The sequence below is a fragment of the Kitasatospora sp. MY 5-36 genome, from assembly GCF_001182915.1.
GTDB lineage: Bacteria > Actinomycetota > Actinomycetes > Streptomycetales > Streptomycetaceae > Kitasatospora.
Map to the genome: position 1 here is coordinate 1 of NZ_LFVW01000225.1, position 16,793 is coordinate 16,793.

Here is a 16,793-nt window from a genome sequence, read left to right on the forward strand (position 1 = left end):
GCCCGCCCCGGCGGCGCTGCCCGCGCCGCGGGACACCGGCCGGGCGCCGCTCGTCCGGCGGGTACCGCCCGGGCAGCCGGTCCGCCGGACCCCGGACACCGCCGTACCCGCACCACCCGCTTCATCCGCACCACCTGCACCACACGCACCACCCGCTCCAGCGGAAGGAACTGATTCATGACCACGTCGATGCAGTCGTCAGGGGACCTCAACTGGCTCCTGGACGACCTGGTGGGGCGCGTCGCGGCCCTGCGGCACGCGGTGATCCTCTCCAACGACGGCCTGGCCACCGGCGCCTCCCGCGACCTCGACCGCGAGGACGCCGAGCACCTGGCCGCCGTCGCCGCCGGGTTCCACAGCCTGGCGAAGGGCGCCGGCGGGCACTTCAAGGTCGGCGGCGTCCGGCAGACCATGGTGGAGCTGGACGAGGCCTTCCTGTTCATCACGGCCGCCGGCGACGGCAGCTGCCTGGCCGTGCTGAGCGAGGCCGAGGCGGACATCGGCCAGATCGCGTACGAGATGGCGCTGCTGGTCAAGCGGGTCGGCGAGCACATGGCCGCCGAGCCGCGCACCGAAACCGCCCCGCCGGTGAGATGAGCGGTCCGATGGCGGATCCGAAGGCGGATGAGCCGGACGGCCCGGAGACGCCGGACGGCCCCCAGGTGCCGGTGGGTACGGCCGGGCCGTCCGGCAGCGGCGGTTCCTCCGGCGTCGGCGGTCCGTCCGGCACCGGCGGTTCGGACGCCGCCGACCGCCCGGACGGCCAGGACGGCGAGGTCGACCCGGACGGGCCCGACGTCGACCTGTTCCGGCCGCGCACCCCGGTCGACGACCGCTGGTTCGACGACGAGGCCGGCCCGGTGGTGCGGCTCTACTCGATGACCCGCGGCCGCACCCGGCCGGTCGAGGAGGGGCTGTTCGACCTGATCTCGCTGGTCACCGCCGTCGATCCCGGGCCGGTCGCGGGGGCCGTGCCCGCGCACGTCCTCGACCCGGAGCACCAGACGCTGCTCACCCTGTGCCGCCGCGAGCCGCTCTCCGTCGCCGAGCTCGGCTCCTACACCGACCTGCCGGTCAGCGTGGTGCGGGTGCTGCTCGGCGACCTCTACGACGCCGAGCTGATCAGCGTCACCCGACCCGTTCCGCTCGCCGAGCTGCCGGACGAGCGCCTGCTGCGAGACGTGATCAATGGACTCCGTGCGCTCTGACCCCCGCCCCCGCCCGGAGGGCACCGTGCCCGATCCGGACGGCACCGCGTCCCACCCGGCGAACGCCAACGACCCGCGCTGGCGCGGCGGTCCGGCCGTCGCGGTGAAGATCCTGGTCGCGGGCGGCTTCGGCGCGGGCAAGACCACGCTGGTCGGATCGGTCAGCGAGATCCGGCCGTTGCGGACCGAGGAGGAGCTCAGCGAGCTGGGCCGCCCGGTCGACGACACCTCGGGGGTGGAGGCGAAGCGCACCACCACCGTCGCGATGGACTTCGGCCGGATCGATCTGCGGCCGGGCCTCGCGCTCTACCTGTTCGGCACGCCCGGGCAGGACCGGTTCTGGTTCGTCTGGGACGAGTTGGCCCGCGGCGCGCTCGGCGCCCTGGTGCTCGCGGACACCCGGCGGCTGGCCGACTGCTTCCCGTCGGTGGACTTCTTCGAGCAGCGCGGCATCCCGTTCCTGGTCGCGGTGAACTGCTTCGAGGGCACCGAGCGGTTCTCTCCGGACGAGGTCCGCGAGGCACTCGACCTCGACCCGGACATCCCGGTGGTGCTCTGCGACGCGCGGCTGCGGCAGGACGGCAAGGACCTGCTCGTCGCGCTGGTCGAGCACGCCGCCGCCGGCCGGCACCGCCGCGCCCCGGTCGGCGCCTGAGGGCGGCTCGGCCCCGGCCGGACCCGGCTCGGTCCGGTCGGAGCAGGTCCGGCTCCGGCCGGGGTCGGCCCGCGCTCCGGCTCGACAACGGGTGAAGGACGGCTGGGCGACCGCCGTACGACGGGCGTGCGAAGAGTCGGCAGGTCAGCGCGCCGACCTGCCCCTTCCGCCCGCCGTCTCATTCCACCGTCCGCATCGTGGACGATCACTGCGCCGAAGGTTGCCTAGACCGGCCCGGCCGTGGAAGGCTCTGTGGACGAAGGCCGCCCGGCCATGCCGTCGGGGGCGCCGGAAACGCCCCGTTCGTACGGGCGTTGCAACCGGCGGACGGCCTTCGACGAACCGGCGAGGCATCGTCGGCGGGCACCGTCAACGGTGCGCCGCCGTGTGGAGAACGAGGGGGAGGGCAGCAGGATGACCGTCGGCCGACGACGCATCACCACCGCCGTGCCCGGCTCCCCGCTGCCCGGTGCCCCCATGCCCGGCGTCGCCGTGACCGGTGCCGCCGATCCGGCGCTCACCGTCCGCCGCTACATCGACCACGCGCTGATCTGCAGCGCGTGTTGTCGCTGACCGGCCTGACCTTCCCGACCTTCCCGGTACGTCCCCGGCGCTGACGGCCCACCCGGCCCTCTCGGTCCACCGTCCGACGCACCGCCGAAACCCGTCGACCAGGCCGTAGCGGAGCGCCCGTCCGGCGTGCCCGCGGCCGACCAACCGGACCCGCCCAGCGGAGAGACCACCAGTGAACATCGTCTGCCCCAGCACCACCCCCGGCATCGTCGGCCGTACCCGAACGGCCGGGTCGGCCCCCGCGATGCGCGCGGGTGGACGGACCGGACGGTGGAACCGGTGCGGGAGCCGCGCCGTGGACAGCCGGCGGGGTCGCCTCGACCTCGAGCCGTTCTGGCCGTCCCGGCAGCCGCACCTGTTCGATCAAACGTGTCCCGGCTCGCCCAGCGCGTCCCGGCCCTCCGCCCGCTGATCCGGTTCGTTCCGGTCCAGCCCAGGCAGTACGCCCGGTCGACGCGCAGACGACTCCACCCCGTCCGTCACGCGCGAAATGAGCGGCACACCATGTCTTCTTCCTCCACGGCCACCCTGCCCCTGCCCACCGCGACCCCGCACCTGCGCGCGGTCCGCTCCGTCCCGCCGGTCTCCTCCGTCCCCGCCACCGCGCCGGTCGGTCCCGGCGCGTCCGGGGCCGCGGGACCGTCCGTCCCCCCGGCGTCGCTGTCCGACCGATGGCCCGGGGTGGCGGCCCGTCCGCCCTATGCCGGACCGACCCACGCCGGAACGGCCAACGTCGGCCCGGCCCATGTCGGACCGACCCGTCCGGCGACCGTCCCGGCACCCGCAGCCGCGCAGCCGGGAGTGACCGTCCCGCAGGTGCCCCAGTCGCTGCTCGCCGCGCTGCCGGAGGGGGCGGCCGTCGTCGCCACCCTGCCGCAGGGCGCGCTGCCGCAGGGTCTGCTCGCCCAGTACGGAATCCAGTTCGGCGGCGTGAACGGCGGCGCGATGGTCGGGTACCTGGTGCTGGTGCCGACCGAGGGCCCGGCGGCGCAGGTCGTCGGCCTGCCGGGGGCTCCGGCCGGCGTCGGGGCCGCCGCCCAGCCCGGAACCCACACGCTCCCCGGGGCCCACCCGGCCCACGGGGCGCAGCCGACGACCGGCGGGCCCGCCGGCCAGACCGTGGCGGGGGTCCGTCCGGTCCGCCCGGCCGGGCGCGGCATCGCCGTCGACACCGAGCGGCGCAACGCCTACGTCGACGGGCGGCTGCTCGACCTCACCTACCTGGAGTTCGAGCTGCTGGCGCACCTCACCGAGCACCCGCAGCGGGTGCACACCCGGGACCACCTGGTCTCCGCGGTCTGGGGCTACGGCCATGTCGGGGACGGGCGGACGGTCGACGTGCACGTCGCCCGGCTGCGCCGCAAGCTCGGACCGGCCTACCGGGACACCATCGTGACGGTCCGCCGGGTCGGCTACAAGTACACCCCGGCCGCGGTCTGACGGCTGGTTCCGGCCTGACGGCGGATCTGACGGCGGATCTGGACGGCCGGTCTGGCGCCCGATCTGGCAGCCGGTCGCCAACGGCCTCTTGCCGCCGGTCGGTTGAGCGTCGGCCGGTCGAAGCAGCGGACCACTCGTCCTGGACACGGACGGGCGGCCCGCTGCTTCGTCGCGTCCCTGTGGAGTGGAAGGCGTGCCGGGAGCGTCAGCCGCGCTGGTCCGGCGGGAGCAGGAGGACGGCGAGGGCGTCGGCGCAGCCGCGGGCGTGGCCGAGGAACCAGTCCAGCCGGTCGTCGGTGAGGTGCGCGGGCGTCGAACGGACCGCCAGCGCGAACCGCGCCTGCCCGGCGCCGTCCAGGACGGGCACGGCCACCGTCCGTACCCCGGCGGTCGACTCGCCGTCGTTGAGCGCGTACCCGGCCGTCCGGACCTTCGCCAACTCCTCCTCCAGGAGCGCCGGTTCGGTGATCGTGCGGTCGGTGAAGGAGGCCAGCGGGCCGAGTGTCGAGGGCGTCGTCTCGCCCGGGCGGGGCCAGGCCAGCAGGACCTTGCCGAGCGCCGTGGAGTGCAGTGGGCGGCGCAGGCCCAGTCCGGTGTCCGGGCGGACCGATCCGCCGACCAGGATCACCGCGTGCGCGCCGCTGCGGATCGCCAGGTCGGCGGTGGCCTTGGTGCGCCGGGACAGCAGCTCCAGCTCGGGCCCGGCGAGGTGCAACCCGCGCTGGTGGAAGGTGAGCTGGCCGAGTTCGGCGACGGCCGGACCGAGCCGGTAGCGGGCGGTCTGCTCGTCCTGCTCCAGGAACCCGGCGCTGACCAGCGTGCGGGCCAGCCGGTGCGCGGTGGAGACCGACAGGCCCATCCGGCGGGCCAGGTCCGAGGCGCTCAGGTCGGGGCCGTTGTCATGGAAGCAGTGCAGCAGTCCGAGCGCGCGCTGGACGGCCTGCGCACCGGCCGGCGGACTCTGGACGGCGGTGGCGGCCCCGGGCATGGCACCTCGCGTTTCGGTTCGGAACTCCGGCCCGGCGGCCGGAGGCGGTCTCAGCGTAGGGCAGCCGGTGCTGCGGGAATGTGTCGACGACGTTGCAATGGAATGGCGTTGATGAACAACCGATCCCATCATGTGGCAAAGACTTGCCTCGGGCTCGTCCGCCGTGGAACGCTCCTGGCATCGCGCCGGACGGCCACTCGGTCCAGGCGGCGCCTGCCCCGACTCTGCGGAAGGAGAAGCACCGTGACGTCCCACCGGTGTCTCCCCTCCCGTGCGTGTTGTCGCTGACCGACGCCTCCCGCGCCACCTGCCTTCCTCCCTGCATCGTGGCGTACAACTTCCTTGCGCACCAGGCTTCCTGTGCCTTCGTGCGGTAATCGATCCCGAGCTCCTCCGGCTGTCGTCGGAGCCCCCGTAGAGGACCAACTCCGTTGTCCAGTCGCATCCAGAACGCCTCCCCGCTTCCCGACACCCTCTGGTTCACCCGCTGCCCGGTGCCCACCGCGACCGGGATCGCCGCCGACCAGGGGTGGCTCGCCCGGGAGTTCGCCGCCGACGGCATCGCCGTCCGCTCCTTGCAGGACGCTCCGTCGGAGGTGGCGGCGGACCACCACTACACCCACGCGCTGACCGGACTGTTCCGGGAGGGCGGCAACGTCCCCGCACTGTGGGCCCGTTCGCGCGGCGAGGCGACCAGGCTGATCGGCCTCACCTGGATCGAGGAGCGCCAGGTGGTGCTGGTGCGGGCCGGCAGCGGCGTGACCGAACCGGCGCAGCTGCGCGGACTGCGGCTGGCGGTGCCGCATCATGACATCGGCATCGACTTCTGGCGGGCGATGGCGCTGGCCGGCCTCCGCGGCGCCCTCGGGCTCGCGGGCCTCACCCTGGCGGACGCCGAGCTGGTGGACGTCCCCGGCGTCCCGGGTGGCGGGCAGTGGTCCGCGGAGCTGGCCGCCCTGCGGGACGGGGTGGTGGACGCGGTGTACGTGAAGGGGGCGCTCGCCGTCGAGGCGGCCCGCCGGATCGGTGCGGAGGTGGCCGTGGAGCTGGACGCGGCGCCGGACCGCCGGGCCCGGGTCAACAACGGCACCCCGCGGCCGATCACGGTCCACCAGCGGCTGCTGGACGAGCAGCCCGAGCTGGTCGCCCGGTTCCTCGCGGTGCTGCTGGAGGCCGCCGACTGGGCGGCGGAGCACCCGGAGGAGGTGGTCCGGATCCTGCGGGCCGAGACCGGTGCCGGGGCCGAGGGCGTCGCCGGGGCCTATGCGCCGGGCAGTCACCGCACCCTGCACCTGGACCTGTCGGCGGAGCGGCTGGAGCTGCTGGCGCTGCAGGAACGGTTCCTCGGGGAGCAGGGCTTCCTCACCGCGCCGGTGGACGTCCGGGCGTGGGCCGACCCGGAGCCGCTCCGTGCGGCCCGCGAGCTGCTGCGTGTGCGGCGTGCGGGTGAGGGCGTGGGTGTCGCTGCCGGCACCGACACGAGCGGCGCCGCAGGTTCGGGTGCGGGCGCCGACAACGCTCGGATCACAGACTTCAGGTAACGGCGTTCAGCTAACAGATTTCAAAAGTTGTCAGCTGTCGGCTGTCATCTGTCACTCACATGGAGACCCCCGTGAAGACCCCCCGCCTCGCCCTCGCCGCCACCGCGCTGCTCGCCTCCACCGCCCTGGCCGCCTGCGGCTCGTCCGCCGACGGGGCCAAGGCCTCCGCCGCCGGCGGGGCCGATGGCAAGGCCGACGTGGTGCTCCGCCTGCCCGACCCCGGCAACAACGGCTTCCTCGCCCGCGGCAAGAAGGACGGTTCGCTGGACCGGGCCCTGGCGGCCGTCCACGCCAAGGTCGCCTGGACCGGCAGCGCCGGCCCCTTCGCCCCCGCCGCCCAGGCCCTCTCCGCCGACCAGCTGGACGTCGCCCAGGGCTCGATCACCTCGGCCGTCGCCGCGCTCGCCCAGAAGCCCGGCTTCAAGCTGTTCGCCCAGACCGCGCCCGACGGCGTCGGCGAGGGGATCCTGGTGAAGAACGACTCGCCCGTCAAGTCCGTCCAGGACCTGGTCGGCCGGAAGGTCGCCGTCTCCCAGGGCGGCACCAGCGAGTACCTGCTGCTCAAGGCGCTGGCGAAGAACGGCGTCCCGGCCGACAAGGTGGAGCGGGTCTACCTGCGCGCCGACCAGACCTCCGGGGTCTTCAACTCCGGCCAGGTGGACGCCTGGGCGACCTGGAACACCTTCTCGACGCCCGCCATCGCCAACGCCGGCGCGCACTTCCTGGTCAACGGCCAGGAGGTCGGCTCCGACAACTACGCCGTCTGGGCGGTGCGCAACGGCTTCGCGGACAAGCACCCCGAGGTGGTCAAGGCGTTCTACACCTACCTGCGCGAGAACGGCGAGAAGGAGAAGGCCGACCCGGCCGGCTACCTCAACGTGTTCACCGACGCCGGCCCGACCGCCGTCACCCCCGCCGAGAAGGACGTCGCGGTGAACGTCAGCAGGCAGGGGACCCCGGCCGACGCCATCTCCGACGCCGACACCGCGCGGTTCGGGACGGTCGCCCAGTTCTTCGCCGACCAGAAGGTCACCAAGCAGCTGGTGGACGTCAAGCCCTACCTGATCGACGTCAACAGGCTCGGGGACGGTGCCAAGTGACCACCACGACAGAGAAGTTCACCCCCGAGGACACCCGGGCTGCCCTCGACGCCGGCCTGGTCGCCCCGCAGAGCCGGCGGAACCGGCCCCGCCCCCGCGCGCTGGCCGTGACCCTGCGCACCGTCGGTCCGCTCGCCCTGCTCGGCGGCTGGGCGCTCGCGTCCGCCACCGGCGCGCTGACCCAGGACGTGCTCGCCTCGCCCGCCCAGGTCGCCCAGGCCGTGGGGGAGTTGTGGGGCAACGGTCAGCTGACCGACGCCCTGTCCGTCTCCCTCACCCGGGCCGGGCTCGGCCTGTTCTTCGGCGCGACCACCGGCCTGGTGCTCGGCGTGGTCACCGGATTCACCCGGCTCGGCGAGGAGTTGCTCGACTCCGCGATCCAGATCCTGCGGACCGTCCCGTTCCTGGCCCTCGTCCCGCTGTTCATGGTGTGGTTCGGCATCACGGAGACCGCGAAGGTGGCCCTGATCGGGGTCGCCACCAGCTTCCCGATGTACGTGTCCGCCTCGGGCGGGGTCCGCAGCACCGACCGCAAACTGGTCGAGGCGATGCGCAGCTTCGGCCTCGGCCGCTGGGCGATCGTGCGCACCGTCGTGCTGCCCGGTGCGCTGCCCTCGCTGCTGTCCGGACTGCGCCTGTCGATGACGCTCAGCGTGATCGCCCTGATCGCCGCCGAGGAGATCAACTCCACCGAGGGCATCGGGTACTTGATGGCCCAGGCGCAGAACTACTCGCGCACCGACGTCCTCGCCGTCTGCATCCTGATCTACGGGCTGCTCGGCCTCGCGGCCGACGGCATCGTCCGAGTCCTGGAGCGCGTGCTGATGCCGTGGCGCCAGGCCGTCCAGGGAGCGGCCCGATGACCGCCGACACGACCACCGCCGCCGCCCTCGCCCCCTCCTCGCCCCGTTCGCCCGCTCCTCCCTCGGCGTCCGAGCGGACGGCCCCGGCCGTCCACCTGCGCGGCCTGCGCCGGGTGTTCGGCACCCGGGCGGTCCTCGACGGGGTAGACCTCTCCATCGCCCGCGGCGAGTTCGTCGCCCTGCTCGGCGCCAGCGGGACCGGCAAGACCACGCTGCTGCGCATCCTCGGTGCGCTCGACCAGGCCGACGAGGGCACCGTGCTCGTCCCGCCGGTCCGTACCGTGGTGTTCCAGGAGCCCCGGCTGGTGCCGTCCAAGCGGGTGCTGGCCAATGTCACGGTCGGCCTCCCGCGCGGCGCCGCGACCCGGGAGACCGGGCTGAAGGCACTCGCCGAGGTCGGCCTGGAGCGGCACGCCGAGGCCTGGCCGGCCACCCTCTCCGGCGGTGAGGCGCAGCGCGTCGCGCTCGCCCGGGCACTCGTTCGCGAGCCGCAACTCCTGTTGCTGGACGAACCGTTCGCCGCCCTGGACGCGCTCACCCGACTGCGGATGCAGGACCTCGTCGGCGACCTGGTGCGCCGCCACCGCCCGGCGGTCCTGCTGGTCACCCACGACGTGGACGAGGCCGTACGGCTCGCCGACCGGGTCGTGGTCCTGCGCGACGGCCTGCTCGCCCGGGACGAGGCCGTCACCGTCGAGAGCCCGCGCGATCCGGCCGACCCCGCCTTCGCCGACCTGCGCCGCCGTCTGCTCGCCGACCTCGGCGTCCACTGACGTCCGCGACCCCCCGCTGTCCCCGACCTTCCCCCGATCCCGCCTGCCTTCCCACAAGTCAGGCCCGCACCACCGGAGTTGACCAGATGACCGTCACCCTCGGCGTCCACGCCAGCAACCCCTCGCTCTACTACCTCGCCCGACTCCCGTACCTGGACGAGGAGCTGGCCCCGCTCGGTGAGACCGGCGCCTTCCACCACTACGCGGACGGCACCCGCACCGGCGCCCTGCTCGCCGAGAGCGTCATCGACTTCGGCGGCACCGGCTCCACCCCGCCGATCACCGCCCAGGCGGCCGGCCACGACCTGGTCTACGCGGCGGTCTCGGCGCCCCGCCCGGACCACGGCGCCCTGCTGGTGCTGGACTCCGGTCCGGTGCGGACGGTCGCGGACCTCAAGGGCGGCACCGTCGTCCTCTCCGTCGGCTCCTGGCAGACCCACCTGCTCGCCAAGGCCCTGCACGCCCAGGGGCTCTCGTACGGCGAGGACGTCACCCCGGCGCGCCCGGCGGCCGGTGAGGACCAGGCCCAGCGGCTGCGCGACGGCGAGATCGCCGGCTGGATCGCCCAGGGCGCCGAACTCGCCGCGGCCCGCCGCACCGGGGAGTTCCGTGAACTGGTCCGCACCGGTGACGTCATCACCGACCGCTCGGTGTTCTTCACCCGTCGGGACTTCGCGACCGGGCGCCCCGAGGTGGTCGCCGCGATCGCGACCGCGCTGCGCCGGGCGGACGCCTGGGTGGCCGCCAACCCGGCCGAGGCCGCCGCGATCGCCGCCGAGGACCTGGGCGGCACGGCCGCCGACTGGCAGGCCGCGCTGGTCGCACTGCCCTGGCGACTGGAGCCCGCCACGGCCGGGTTCGTCGCCGAGCAGCAGGAGGCCGCGGACATCTTCCACGGTGTGGGCTTCATCGACCGGGCGCTGACCGTCGCCGACGCCCACCTCCCCGGTCTGGAGGCCCCGGTGGCCGCCGCGCTCGCGAAGGCGGTCTGACCCATGGCCTCCGAAGTCCTCTGGTACATCATCCCGCGCGAGGGCCACTACCCCTGGGAGCCGGCCGGGCGCCGCCCGGTGGACCTCCGCTACCTCCAGCAACTGGCGGGCAGCGTCGAGCGTTTGGGCTACACCGGCGCCCTGCTCGCGACCGACCTGTACGACGTCTGGACGCTCGGCAGCGCGCTCGCCGCCGCCACCACGCCGGCCTTCAAGCCGCTGCTGGCCGTCCACCCGGGGCTGGTCTCGCCCACCCTGCTGGCCAAGATGGCGCTCAGCTTCGACCACCTGCACGGCGGCCGACTGCGCTTCAACGTGGTGAACGGCTCGACCGCGCAGCTGCGCGAGTACGGCCTGGACGTCGAGCACGACGACCGCTACCGGCTCAGCGGCGAGTACTGGTCGATCGTCAAGCGCCTCACGGCGGGCGAAGTCTTCGACCACAAGGGCGAGTTCTACGAGCTGAAGAACGCGGGCGCGAGCCTGCGCGAGCTGGCCCCGGCGCAGCCCGGCGGCATTCCGCTCTGGTTCGGCGGCAGTTCGGCGGCCGGCATCGAGATGGCGGCCGAGCACGTGGACGTCTACCTGACCTGGGGCGAGCCGCCGCACCTGCTCAAGGAGAAGCTGGACCTGGTCCGCGAGCGCGCCGCCGCCCACGGCCGGAGCCTGCGGATCGGACTGCGGCTGCACCTGATTGTCCGCGACACCGAGGACGAGGCCTGGGCGGCCGCCGACCGGCTGCTGGACGTCACCAGCGAGGCCACCTACGCGCGCCAGCTGGGCGGGGCGAAGGGGGAGGACGGGGTCGGCTGGCAGCGGCAGTTCCGCCAGCACGGGGGCAAGGTGCCGGCCCGGGCCCGCGAGCTGGAGGCCTACCCCAACCTCTGGCCGGGGATGAGCCTGTTCCGCCCCGGCCCCGGCACCGCGGTGGTCGGCTCGACGGCCCAGGTGATCGAGCGCCTGCAGGAGTTCGAGGCGCTGGGTGTCGACACCTTCATCCTGTCGGGCAACCCGCTGCTGGAGGAGGCCCACCGGGTTGCAGAAACGGTTCTGCCCGCTCTGGGCATCAAGCGGCCGGCAGCGAACAGGTGACGGCTGACAAGTAACAGATATCAGCGAACAGATAACGGATGACAGCTGACAGATTTCGAAATCTGTCAGCTGTCATCCGTCGATCGTCAGCCGTCAGCCAACGCCTCCCGCTCCGCCGTCGCCGCCTCGGCTCAGCGGCTCAGCCGGTCGATCTCCGCCAGCTCCTCAGCCGTCAGCGGGCCGCCCGCCAGCGCGTCGAGGTTCTGGTCCAACTGGGCCACGCTGCTCGCGCCGATGATCACCGAGACCACCCGCGGGTCCCGCAGCACCCAGCACAGCGCCAGCTGCGCCAGTGTCTGCCCGCGCCCCTCGGCGACCTTGGCCAGCGCCCGCAGCCGGTCCAGCTTCGGCCCGGCCAGCGCCTCCTCGGTGAGGAACTTCCCGACCGACATCCGCGAGCCCGCCGGCACCTCCCCGGTCAGGTAGCGGTCGGTCAGCAGGCCCTGGGCCAGCGGCGAGTAGGCGATGAGGCTGGTCCGGGTGTCGCCCACCGCGTCCAGCACGCCGTGGTCCTCCACGTACCGGTTGAGGATCGAGTACGCCGACTGGTTCATCAGCACCGGCGTCCCCAGCTCGCGCAGGATCGCCACCGCCTCCCGGTGCTGCTCTGCCGGGTAGTTGGAGATCGCGGCGTACAGCGCCTTGCCCGAGCGCACCGCGCTGTCGAGCGCCCCCATCGTCTCCTCGATCGGGGTGTCCGGGTCGTACCGGTGCGAGTAGAAGACGTCGACGTAGTCCAGGCCCATCCGGTCCAGCGACTGGTCGAGGCTGGCCAGCAGGTACTTGCGGCTGCCGCCGTTGCCGTACGGGCCGGGCCACATGTCCCAGCCGGCCTTGGTGGCGATGAACAGCTCGTCCCGGTACGGCCGGAAGTCCTGGGCGAACAGGTAGCCGAAGTTGCGCTCGGCGCTGCCGTACGGCGGGCCGTAGTTGTTCGCCAGGTCGAAGTGGGTGACACCCCGGTCGAAGGCCCGGCGGAGCACCGCCCGCTGCACCTCCAGCGGCTGGGCGTCACCGAAGTTGTGCCAGAGCCCGAGCGATACGGCGGGCAGCTGGACGCCGCTGTGGCCGGCCTTCCGATAGGTCATCGAGTCATAGCGGTCATCCGCGGCGAGGTAGCTCATGCCGGACATCTTGCCAGTCGGCCGTGGCGGATCAAGCCCTTGCCCCGTCCCCGGCCGGTGCCTATGCTCGCGGAGGATCGTGCGCGTGCGAGGCGAGGGGGAGGCGAGATGGCAGTCCGGACCGTGACCGCCGCCGCAGCCCGCTGTTGTTGTCGCCGCCACCGCGGCACCGTCCGCTGACGCCACCCGCGTGCCCTGCCGCCCGAGCGGCGCGCCGCCCGTCCCGTCAGCCGCTCCGCCGGTGCCCGCCCGTGGGAGTGCGGCGCCGGACCACGTACCGGCTCCCCGTGCCCCGCGCGGCCCGTCGGCCCCCGGGCTCCACCGGCCCCGTCAAGCCCGGCCCGGTCTGCGCCGAACCCCTTCCCGAGGGCTCCTCCTCGATCCCCTCCGACTCCGTCCCGAGCCCCTCCCGAGCCCCTCCCGAGCGTTCAAGGAGACCGCCGTGCGGTTCACCGTCTCGTCCCTCGTCGCCAACGCCCCCGATCCGGTCACCGGTGTCCGGCGCACCCCGGAGCAGAAGCTCCATAACGTCATCGACCAGGCGGTCCTCGCCGAGCGGCTCGGCTACGACGGCTACGGGGTGGGGGAGCGGCACGGCGAGCCGTTCCTCTCCCCGGCCCCGCCCCTGCTGCTCAGCGCGATCGCCGCCCGCACCTCCACCATCCGGCTGTTCACCACGGTGACGGTGCTCAGCATCCTCGACCCGGTCCGGGTCGCCGAGGACTACGCGATGCTCGACCAACTCTCCGGTGGCCGACTTGAGTTGATCGTCGGCAAGGGCAACGACCCGCGCCACTTCGGGCTGTTCGGCCTTCCCGAGGAGCGCCAGTGGGAGGCGCTCGCCGAGAACTACGGTCTGCTGCGCAGGCTCTGGCGCGAGGGGAAGGTGACCTGGGAGGGCTCGACCCGCCCGCCGCTCCGGGACGCCACCGTCTGGCCGCGCCCGCTCCAGGACCCGATCCCGGTGTGGCACGGCAGCGCGACCAGCACGCGGTCCACCGACCTCGCGGCCCGCCACGGCGACCCGCTCTTCTCCGCCAACTCCTTCCACCCGCTGGAGAAGTACCGGGCGCTGGTCGACCACTACCGCGAGCGCTGGGAGTACTACGGGCACGACCCGGAGCGGGCCAGGGTGGGCGCGAGCTTCGGCGGACTGTACGTCGCCAAGCGCTCGCAGGACGCGGTCGAGGGCTTCCGCCCGTACTGGAACGCCCTGTTCGACTCGGCCGCCGGTCGGCACAACAACTCGCCGTTCACGTCGCTGGAGGACGCGCTGGAGCGCGGTTCGGCCCTGGTCGGCAGTCCGCAGCAGGTGATCGAGAAGATCCACCGCTACCACGAGGCCTTCGGCAACGAGGTGGTCGGCATCGGGGTGGACGCACTCACCGAGGGGGCGCAGCGCGAGCAACTGGAGCTGTTCGCGAGCGAGGTGGCCCCGGAGGTCCGCCGCGCGCTGCCGTAGTCGCCCGCGTCCGGCGCCCGCCCGCGCAGTGCGCCGTGCACCCCCTACGCGGCGTGACGCCGGCCACCGTCCGTGACGTGACGCGCGCCACCAGGCGCGCCGGAATGCCGCTCGGCGGTGCGGGGGATGACGAACGGTCGAGGGGCCGTGGCCGCCGGGGGGCGGCGCACGGCCCTCAACCGTTCCGCGAGGAGGATCCGGGCGCCCCGGGGCGCCCGGGCGGAGTCAGCGCTGGTCTTCTGTACCTACTGGTATGTACAGTGAGCCGCATGAGCACCCAGGACCGTCTCATCGAGAGCACCCAGGCCCTCCTCTGGGAGCGCGGCTACGTCGGCACCAGCCCCAAGGCCATCCAGCAGCGCTCCGGGGTCGGCCAGGGCAGCATGTACCACCACTTCACCGGCAAGCCCGACCTCGCGGCCGCCGCCCTGCGCCGCAGCGCCGAGCAGATGCGGGGCGTCGCCGAGGCCGACCTCGCCGCCCCCGGCACCGCCTACGACCGGATCGCCGCCTACCTGCACCGCGACCGCGACGTCCTGCGCGGCTGCCGGATCGGCCGGATGGCCCAGGACCCCGACGTCGTCGCCGACCCGCGGCTGCGCGCGCCCGTCGAGGAGACCTTCGACTGGCTGCGCGGCCGGATCGCCGAACTGGTCGCCCAGGGCCAGGCGGACGGCGAGTTCGCCCCCGGCCTCGACCCGGCCGACACGGCCGCCGCCGTGGTCGCCGTCGTCCAGGGCGGCTACGTCCTGGCCCGCGCCGCCGACAGCGCCGAGCCGTTCGACCGGGCCGTCCGCGGCGCCCTCGGCCTGCTCGCGGCACACCGCACGGCCTGACCCGCACGGCCTGACCCGCACGACCCCGGGCGCGCCGCCGCACCCGTACGGCCGAACCCTCGCGGCCGAACCCGTACGACCAGAGCCGACGCGCCTGCCGAAAACCAGGACGTCCGCCGTCAGACCGGCCAGAACCCGAGGAGCCCCGCCGTGCACGCCATGCAGTACGAGATCACCCTCCCCGCCGACTACGACATGGGCGTCATCCGCAAGCGCGTCGCCGACAAGGGCCACCTGCTCGACGCGCACCCGGGCCTCGGCCTCAAGGCCTACCTGGTCCGCGAGCGCGGTCGGCAGGGCTCGCCCGTCAACCAGTACGCGCCGTTCTACCTCTGGCGCACCGCCGAGGGCATGAACGGTTTCCTCTGGGGCCCGGGCTTCCGCGGCCTGAGCGCCGACTTCGGCCGCCCCGCCGTCCGGCACTGGCTCGGCGCGGGCCTGACCCATGGCGCGTCGTCAGTGGCGGGGGAGAGGACCGAGCAGCCCAGCACCGCCACCCGGGCGACCGTACGGCTGCCGGAAGGCGCTGACCCGGCCGAGGCCGTCGAGCGGGCGCTCGCGGACCTGCCCGCGCACCCGGACCTGCACACCGCCGCCGTGGCCGTCGACCCGAGCCGCTGGGAGCTGCTCAGCTTCGCCCTCTGGCACGGCCCGGCCCCCGAGGACGCGCCCGGCGTCCGGTACCAGGTGCTGCACCTGTCCCGCCCCGAACTGGACCGGCTGCCCGCCGGCCGCCACTGGTGAAAGGACCCACCGCCCCGATGTCCCCCGCGACCGCTCCCGCCGGCCCCGACCTCACCCCGGCCCCGCTCGACCGCGCGGCCGGCCACGCCCTGCTCGCCGACCTGGCCGGTCCGGGCGTCGCCGCCACCCTCGGCGGCCTGGACGCCCTCGCCCCCGGCTTCCCCGACTGGATCGTCACCAGCCTCTTCGGCGGCACCTACCAGCGCCCCGGCCTCGCCCTGCGCGACCGCCAGATCGCCAACCTGGCCGCCCTCACCGCCCTCGGCGGCGTCGAGCCGCAGCTCGCCGACCACGTCCGCTACAGCCGGCGGATCGGCCTGACGGAGGCGGAGATCACCGAGGTCATGGTCCACCTCGCCCCGTACGTCGGCCTCCCCAAGGCGCTGGCCGGCCTGCGGGTCGCCACCGCGACCTTCGCCGAGAGCACCGCGACCTTCGCCGAGAGCACCGAGAGCACCGAGAGTGCCGAGGCCACCAAGGCCACCAAGGCCGCCGAGGGCGCCGCCGGGACCGTCACCGAGGAGGCCGGGGCATGAGCCGCACCGTCCGCACCGTCCTCGGCGACCTGGACCCCGCCGTCCTCGGCGTCACCGACGCCCACGACCACCTCTTCATCCGCAGCCCGCTGCTCCCCGGCCAGGAGCTGGACGACCCGGCCGCCGCCGAGGACGTCCTGCGCGCCTACGCCGCCGCCGGCGGCCGCACCCTCGTCCAGTGGACCCCGCTCGGCCTGGGCCGGGGCGCGGACTCGCTCGCCGCGCTCTCCCGTACGACCGGCGTGCGGATCGTCGCCGCCACCGGCGCGCACCAGGCGGTCCACTACGCGCCGGGCTCCTTCTCCGCCACCGGCGCCGGGGCGGAGGACCGCCCCGGCCCGTACGCCGACCTGGAGGAACGTTTCGTCGCCGATCTCACCACCGGTCTGCCCGGCGCGCACGAGGGGGTCCGGGCCGGGCTGATCAAGGTCGCGGCCGACGCGGGGCCCGACAGTCGCCACACCCGGTGGACGATGGCCGCCGCCGCCGAGGCCCACCACGCCACCGGCGCCCCGATCGCCGTCCACCTCGAAGCCGACGGCGCCCCGCCCGGGGTGGTGCACCGGCTGTGCCACCGGCACGGCGTCCGGCCCGACCGGGTCATCCTCGGCCACCTCACCCGGCTCCCCGACCGTGCGCTGCACCGCCACCTGGCCGCCGAGGGCGTGTACCTCGCGCTGGACAGCCCCTCCCGGGCCGGCCACGCCGGCGACCACCAGGCCTTCGAGGTCATCGCCGACCTGGTCGAGGCGGGCCACGCCGCCCAGCTGCTGCTCGGCGCCGACACCACGACCCGGACCGCCCGCGCGGCCGGCGGCCCGGTCCGGCTGCTCACCGAGCTCGCCCCGCGCCTCGCCCGCAGCCAC

At 74.3% G+C, this 16,793-nt stretch carries 18 protein-coding genes; 16 read left to right on the top strand and 2 right to left on the bottom strand.

Annotated features, from left to right (window positions below):
• Positions 1 to 177 precede the first annotated feature (177 nt).
• The 5 genes from AE652_RS16630 to AE652_RS44040 all read left to right on the top strand — a co-directional run bounded on the left by AE652_RS16630 (position 178) and on the right by AE652_RS44040 (position 3,876).
• Complete coding sequence (locus AE652_RS16630; RefSeq protein ID WP_049652175.1) at positions 178 to 597, top strand: roadblock/LC7 domain-containing protein; 420 nt, start codon at positions 178 to 180, stop codon at positions 595 to 597.
• A 206-nt stretch (positions 598 to 803) separates the two neighbouring features.
• Positions 804 to 1,208, top strand: a complete 405-nt coding sequence (locus AE652_RS16635) for a DUF742 domain-containing protein (RefSeq protein WP_049652186.1) — start codon at positions 804 to 806, stop codon at positions 1,206 to 1,208.
• Complete coding sequence (locus AE652_RS16640; protein ID WP_079272453.1) at positions 1,189 to 1,863, top strand: ATP/GTP-binding protein; 675 nt, start codon at positions 1,189 to 1,191, stop codon at positions 1,861 to 1,863. The genes AE652_RS16635 and AE652_RS16640 overlap by 20 nt, the downstream gene beginning before the upstream one ends.
• 387 nt (positions 1,864 to 2,250) lie before the next feature.
• Complete coding sequence (locus tag AE652_RS16645) at positions 2,251 to 2,436, top strand: hypothetical protein (protein ID WP_049652176.1); 186 nt, start codon at positions 2,251 to 2,253, stop codon at positions 2,434 to 2,436.
• Positions 2,437 to 2,940: 504 nt separating this feature from the next.
• Positions 2,941 to 3,876, top strand: a complete 936-nt coding sequence (locus AE652_RS44040; protein WP_369808300.1) for a winged helix-turn-helix domain-containing protein — start codon at positions 2,941 to 2,943, stop codon at positions 3,874 to 3,876.
• A gap of 205 nt (positions 3,877 to 4,081) precedes the next feature.
• On the opposite strand, the gene AE652_RS16655 is transcribed toward AE652_RS44040, so the two are convergent.
• Positions 4,082 to 4,864, bottom strand: a complete 783-nt coding sequence (locus AE652_RS16655; RefSeq protein ID WP_049652177.1) for an IclR family transcriptional regulator — start codon at positions 4,862 to 4,864, stop codon at positions 4,082 to 4,084.
• A 431-nt stretch (positions 4,865 to 5,295) separates the two neighbouring features.
• Between AE652_RS16655 and AE652_RS16660 the strand changes: the two genes are divergently transcribed.
• The 6 genes from AE652_RS16660 to AE652_RS16685 all read left to right on the top strand — a co-directional run bounded on the left by AE652_RS16660 (position 5,296) and on the right by AE652_RS16685 (position 11,225).
• Entirely contained in the window at positions 5,296 to 6,405 is a 1,110-nt protein-coding gene (locus tag AE652_RS16660) for an ABC transporter substrate-binding protein (RefSeq protein WP_369808301.1), read from the top strand.
• Positions 6,406 to 6,464: 59 nt separating this feature from the next.
• Complete coding sequence (locus AE652_RS16665) at positions 6,465 to 7,505, top strand: NrtA/SsuA/CpmA family ABC transporter substrate-binding protein (RefSeq protein ID WP_049652178.1); 1,041 nt, start codon at positions 6,465 to 6,467, stop codon at positions 7,503 to 7,505.
• Positions 7,502 to 8,368, top strand: coding sequence for an ABC transporter permease (locus AE652_RS16670; protein WP_049652179.1), 867 nt, complete (start codon positions 7,502 to 7,504; stop codon positions 8,366 to 8,368). The genes AE652_RS16665 and AE652_RS16670 overlap by 4 nt, the downstream gene beginning before the upstream one ends.
• Complete coding sequence (locus AE652_RS16675) at positions 8,365 to 9,141, top strand: ABC transporter ATP-binding protein (RefSeq protein WP_079272455.1); 777 nt, start codon at positions 8,365 to 8,367, stop codon at positions 9,139 to 9,141. The genes AE652_RS16670 and AE652_RS16675 overlap by 4 nt, the downstream gene beginning before the upstream one ends.
• A gap of 86 nt (positions 9,142 to 9,227) precedes the next feature.
• On the top strand, positions 9,228 to 10,133 hold the full coding sequence (locus AE652_RS16680; RefSeq protein WP_049652180.1) for an ABC transporter substrate-binding protein: 906 nt from the start codon (positions 9,228 to 9,230) through the stop codon (positions 10,131 to 10,133).
• Positions 10,134 to 10,136: 3 nt separating this feature from the next.
• Positions 10,137 to 11,225 carry an LLM class flavin-dependent oxidoreductase gene (locus AE652_RS16685; protein ID WP_049652181.1) on the top strand — a complete coding sequence of 363 codons (1,089 nt, stop codon included), beginning with the start codon at positions 10,137 to 10,139 and terminating at the stop codon, positions 11,223 to 11,225.
• A gap of 131 nt (positions 11,226 to 11,356) precedes the next feature.
• Here the strand turns inward: AE652_RS16685 and AE652_RS16690 are convergent, their stop codons facing one another.
• Positions 11,357 to 12,349: an aldo/keto reductase gene (locus AE652_RS16690; protein WP_049652191.1), complete on the bottom strand. Its 993-nt coding sequence runs from the start codon at positions 12,347 to 12,349 to the stop codon at positions 11,357 to 11,359.
• Positions 12,350 to 12,791: 442 nt separating this feature from the next.
• On the opposite strand from AE652_RS16690, the gene AE652_RS16695 reads away from it, so the two are divergent.
• The 5 genes from AE652_RS16695 to AE652_RS16715 form a co-directional block, all read left to right on the top strand.
• On the top strand, positions 12,792 to 13,811 hold the full coding sequence (locus AE652_RS16695) for an LLM class flavin-dependent oxidoreductase (protein ID WP_049652182.1): 1,020 nt from the start codon (positions 12,792 to 12,794) through the stop codon (positions 13,809 to 13,811).
• 269 nt (positions 13,812 to 14,080) lie between these two features.
• Positions 14,081 to 14,647 carry a TetR/AcrR family transcriptional regulator gene (locus AE652_RS16700; protein ID WP_049652183.1) on the top strand — a complete coding sequence of 189 codons (567 nt, stop codon included), beginning with the start codon at positions 14,081 to 14,083 and terminating at the stop codon, positions 14,645 to 14,647.
• 150 nt (positions 14,648 to 14,797) lie between these two features.
• Positions 14,798 to 15,391, top strand: a complete 594-nt coding sequence (locus tag AE652_RS16705) for a DUF4865 family protein (protein WP_049652184.1) — start codon at positions 14,798 to 14,800, stop codon at positions 15,389 to 15,391.
• Positions 15,392 to 15,408: 17 nt separating this feature from the next.
• Positions 15,409 to 15,927, top strand: coding sequence for a carboxymuconolactone decarboxylase family protein (locus tag AE652_RS16710; RefSeq protein WP_082345775.1), 519 nt, complete (start codon positions 15,409 to 15,411; stop codon positions 15,925 to 15,927).
• On the top strand, positions 15,924 to 16,793 hold an 870-nt coding region (locus AE652_RS16715; protein WP_049652185.1), incomplete at its 3' end, for a hypothetical protein. The genes AE652_RS16710 and AE652_RS16715, both read left to right, overlap by 4 nt.

What these genes read in the sequence shown, in the direction of transcription:
- AE652_RS16690 (WP_049652191.1), bottom strand. Translation starts at nt 12,349, where the DNA reads ATGAGCTACCTCGCCGCGGATGACCGCTATGACTCGATGACCTATCGG.
- AE652_RS16640 (WP_079272453.1), top strand. Translation starts at nt 1,189, where the DNA reads ATGGACTCCGTGCGCTCTGACCCCCGCCCCCGCCCGGAGGGCACCGTG.
- AE652_RS44040 (WP_369808300.1), top strand. Translation starts at nt 2,941, where the DNA reads ATGTCTTCTTCCTCCACGGCCACCCTGCCCCTGCCCACCGCGACCCCG.
- AE652_RS16655 (WP_049652177.1), bottom strand. Translation starts at nt 4,864, where the DNA reads ATGCCCGGGGCCGCCACCGCCGTCCAGAGTCCGCCGGCCGGTGCGCAG.
- AE652_RS16710 (WP_082345775.1), top strand. Translation starts at nt 15,409, where the DNA reads ATGTCCCCCGCGACCGCTCCCGCCGGCCCCGACCTCACCCCGGCCCCG.
- AE652_RS16685 (WP_049652181.1), top strand. Translation starts at nt 10,137, where the DNA reads ATGGCCTCCGAAGTCCTCTGGTACATCATCCCGCGCGAGGGCCACTAC.
- AE652_RS16630 (WP_049652175.1), top strand. Translation starts at nt 178, where the DNA reads ATGACCACGTCGATGCAGTCGTCAGGGGACCTCAACTGGCTCCTGGAC.
- AE652_RS16675 (WP_079272455.1), top strand. Translation starts at nt 8,365, where the DNA reads ATGACCGCCGACACGACCACCGCCGCCGCCCTCGCCCCCTCCTCGCCC.
- AE652_RS16680 (WP_049652180.1), top strand. Translation starts at nt 9,228, where the DNA reads ATGACCGTCACCCTCGGCGTCCACGCCAGCAACCCCTCGCTCTACTAC.
- AE652_RS16665 (WP_049652178.1), top strand. Translation starts at nt 6,465, where the DNA reads ATGGAGACCCCCGTGAAGACCCCCCGCCTCGCCCTCGCCGCCACCGCG.
- AE652_RS16700 (WP_049652183.1), top strand. Translation starts at nt 14,081, where the DNA reads ATGAGCACCCAGGACCGTCTCATCGAGAGCACCCAGGCCCTCCTCTGG.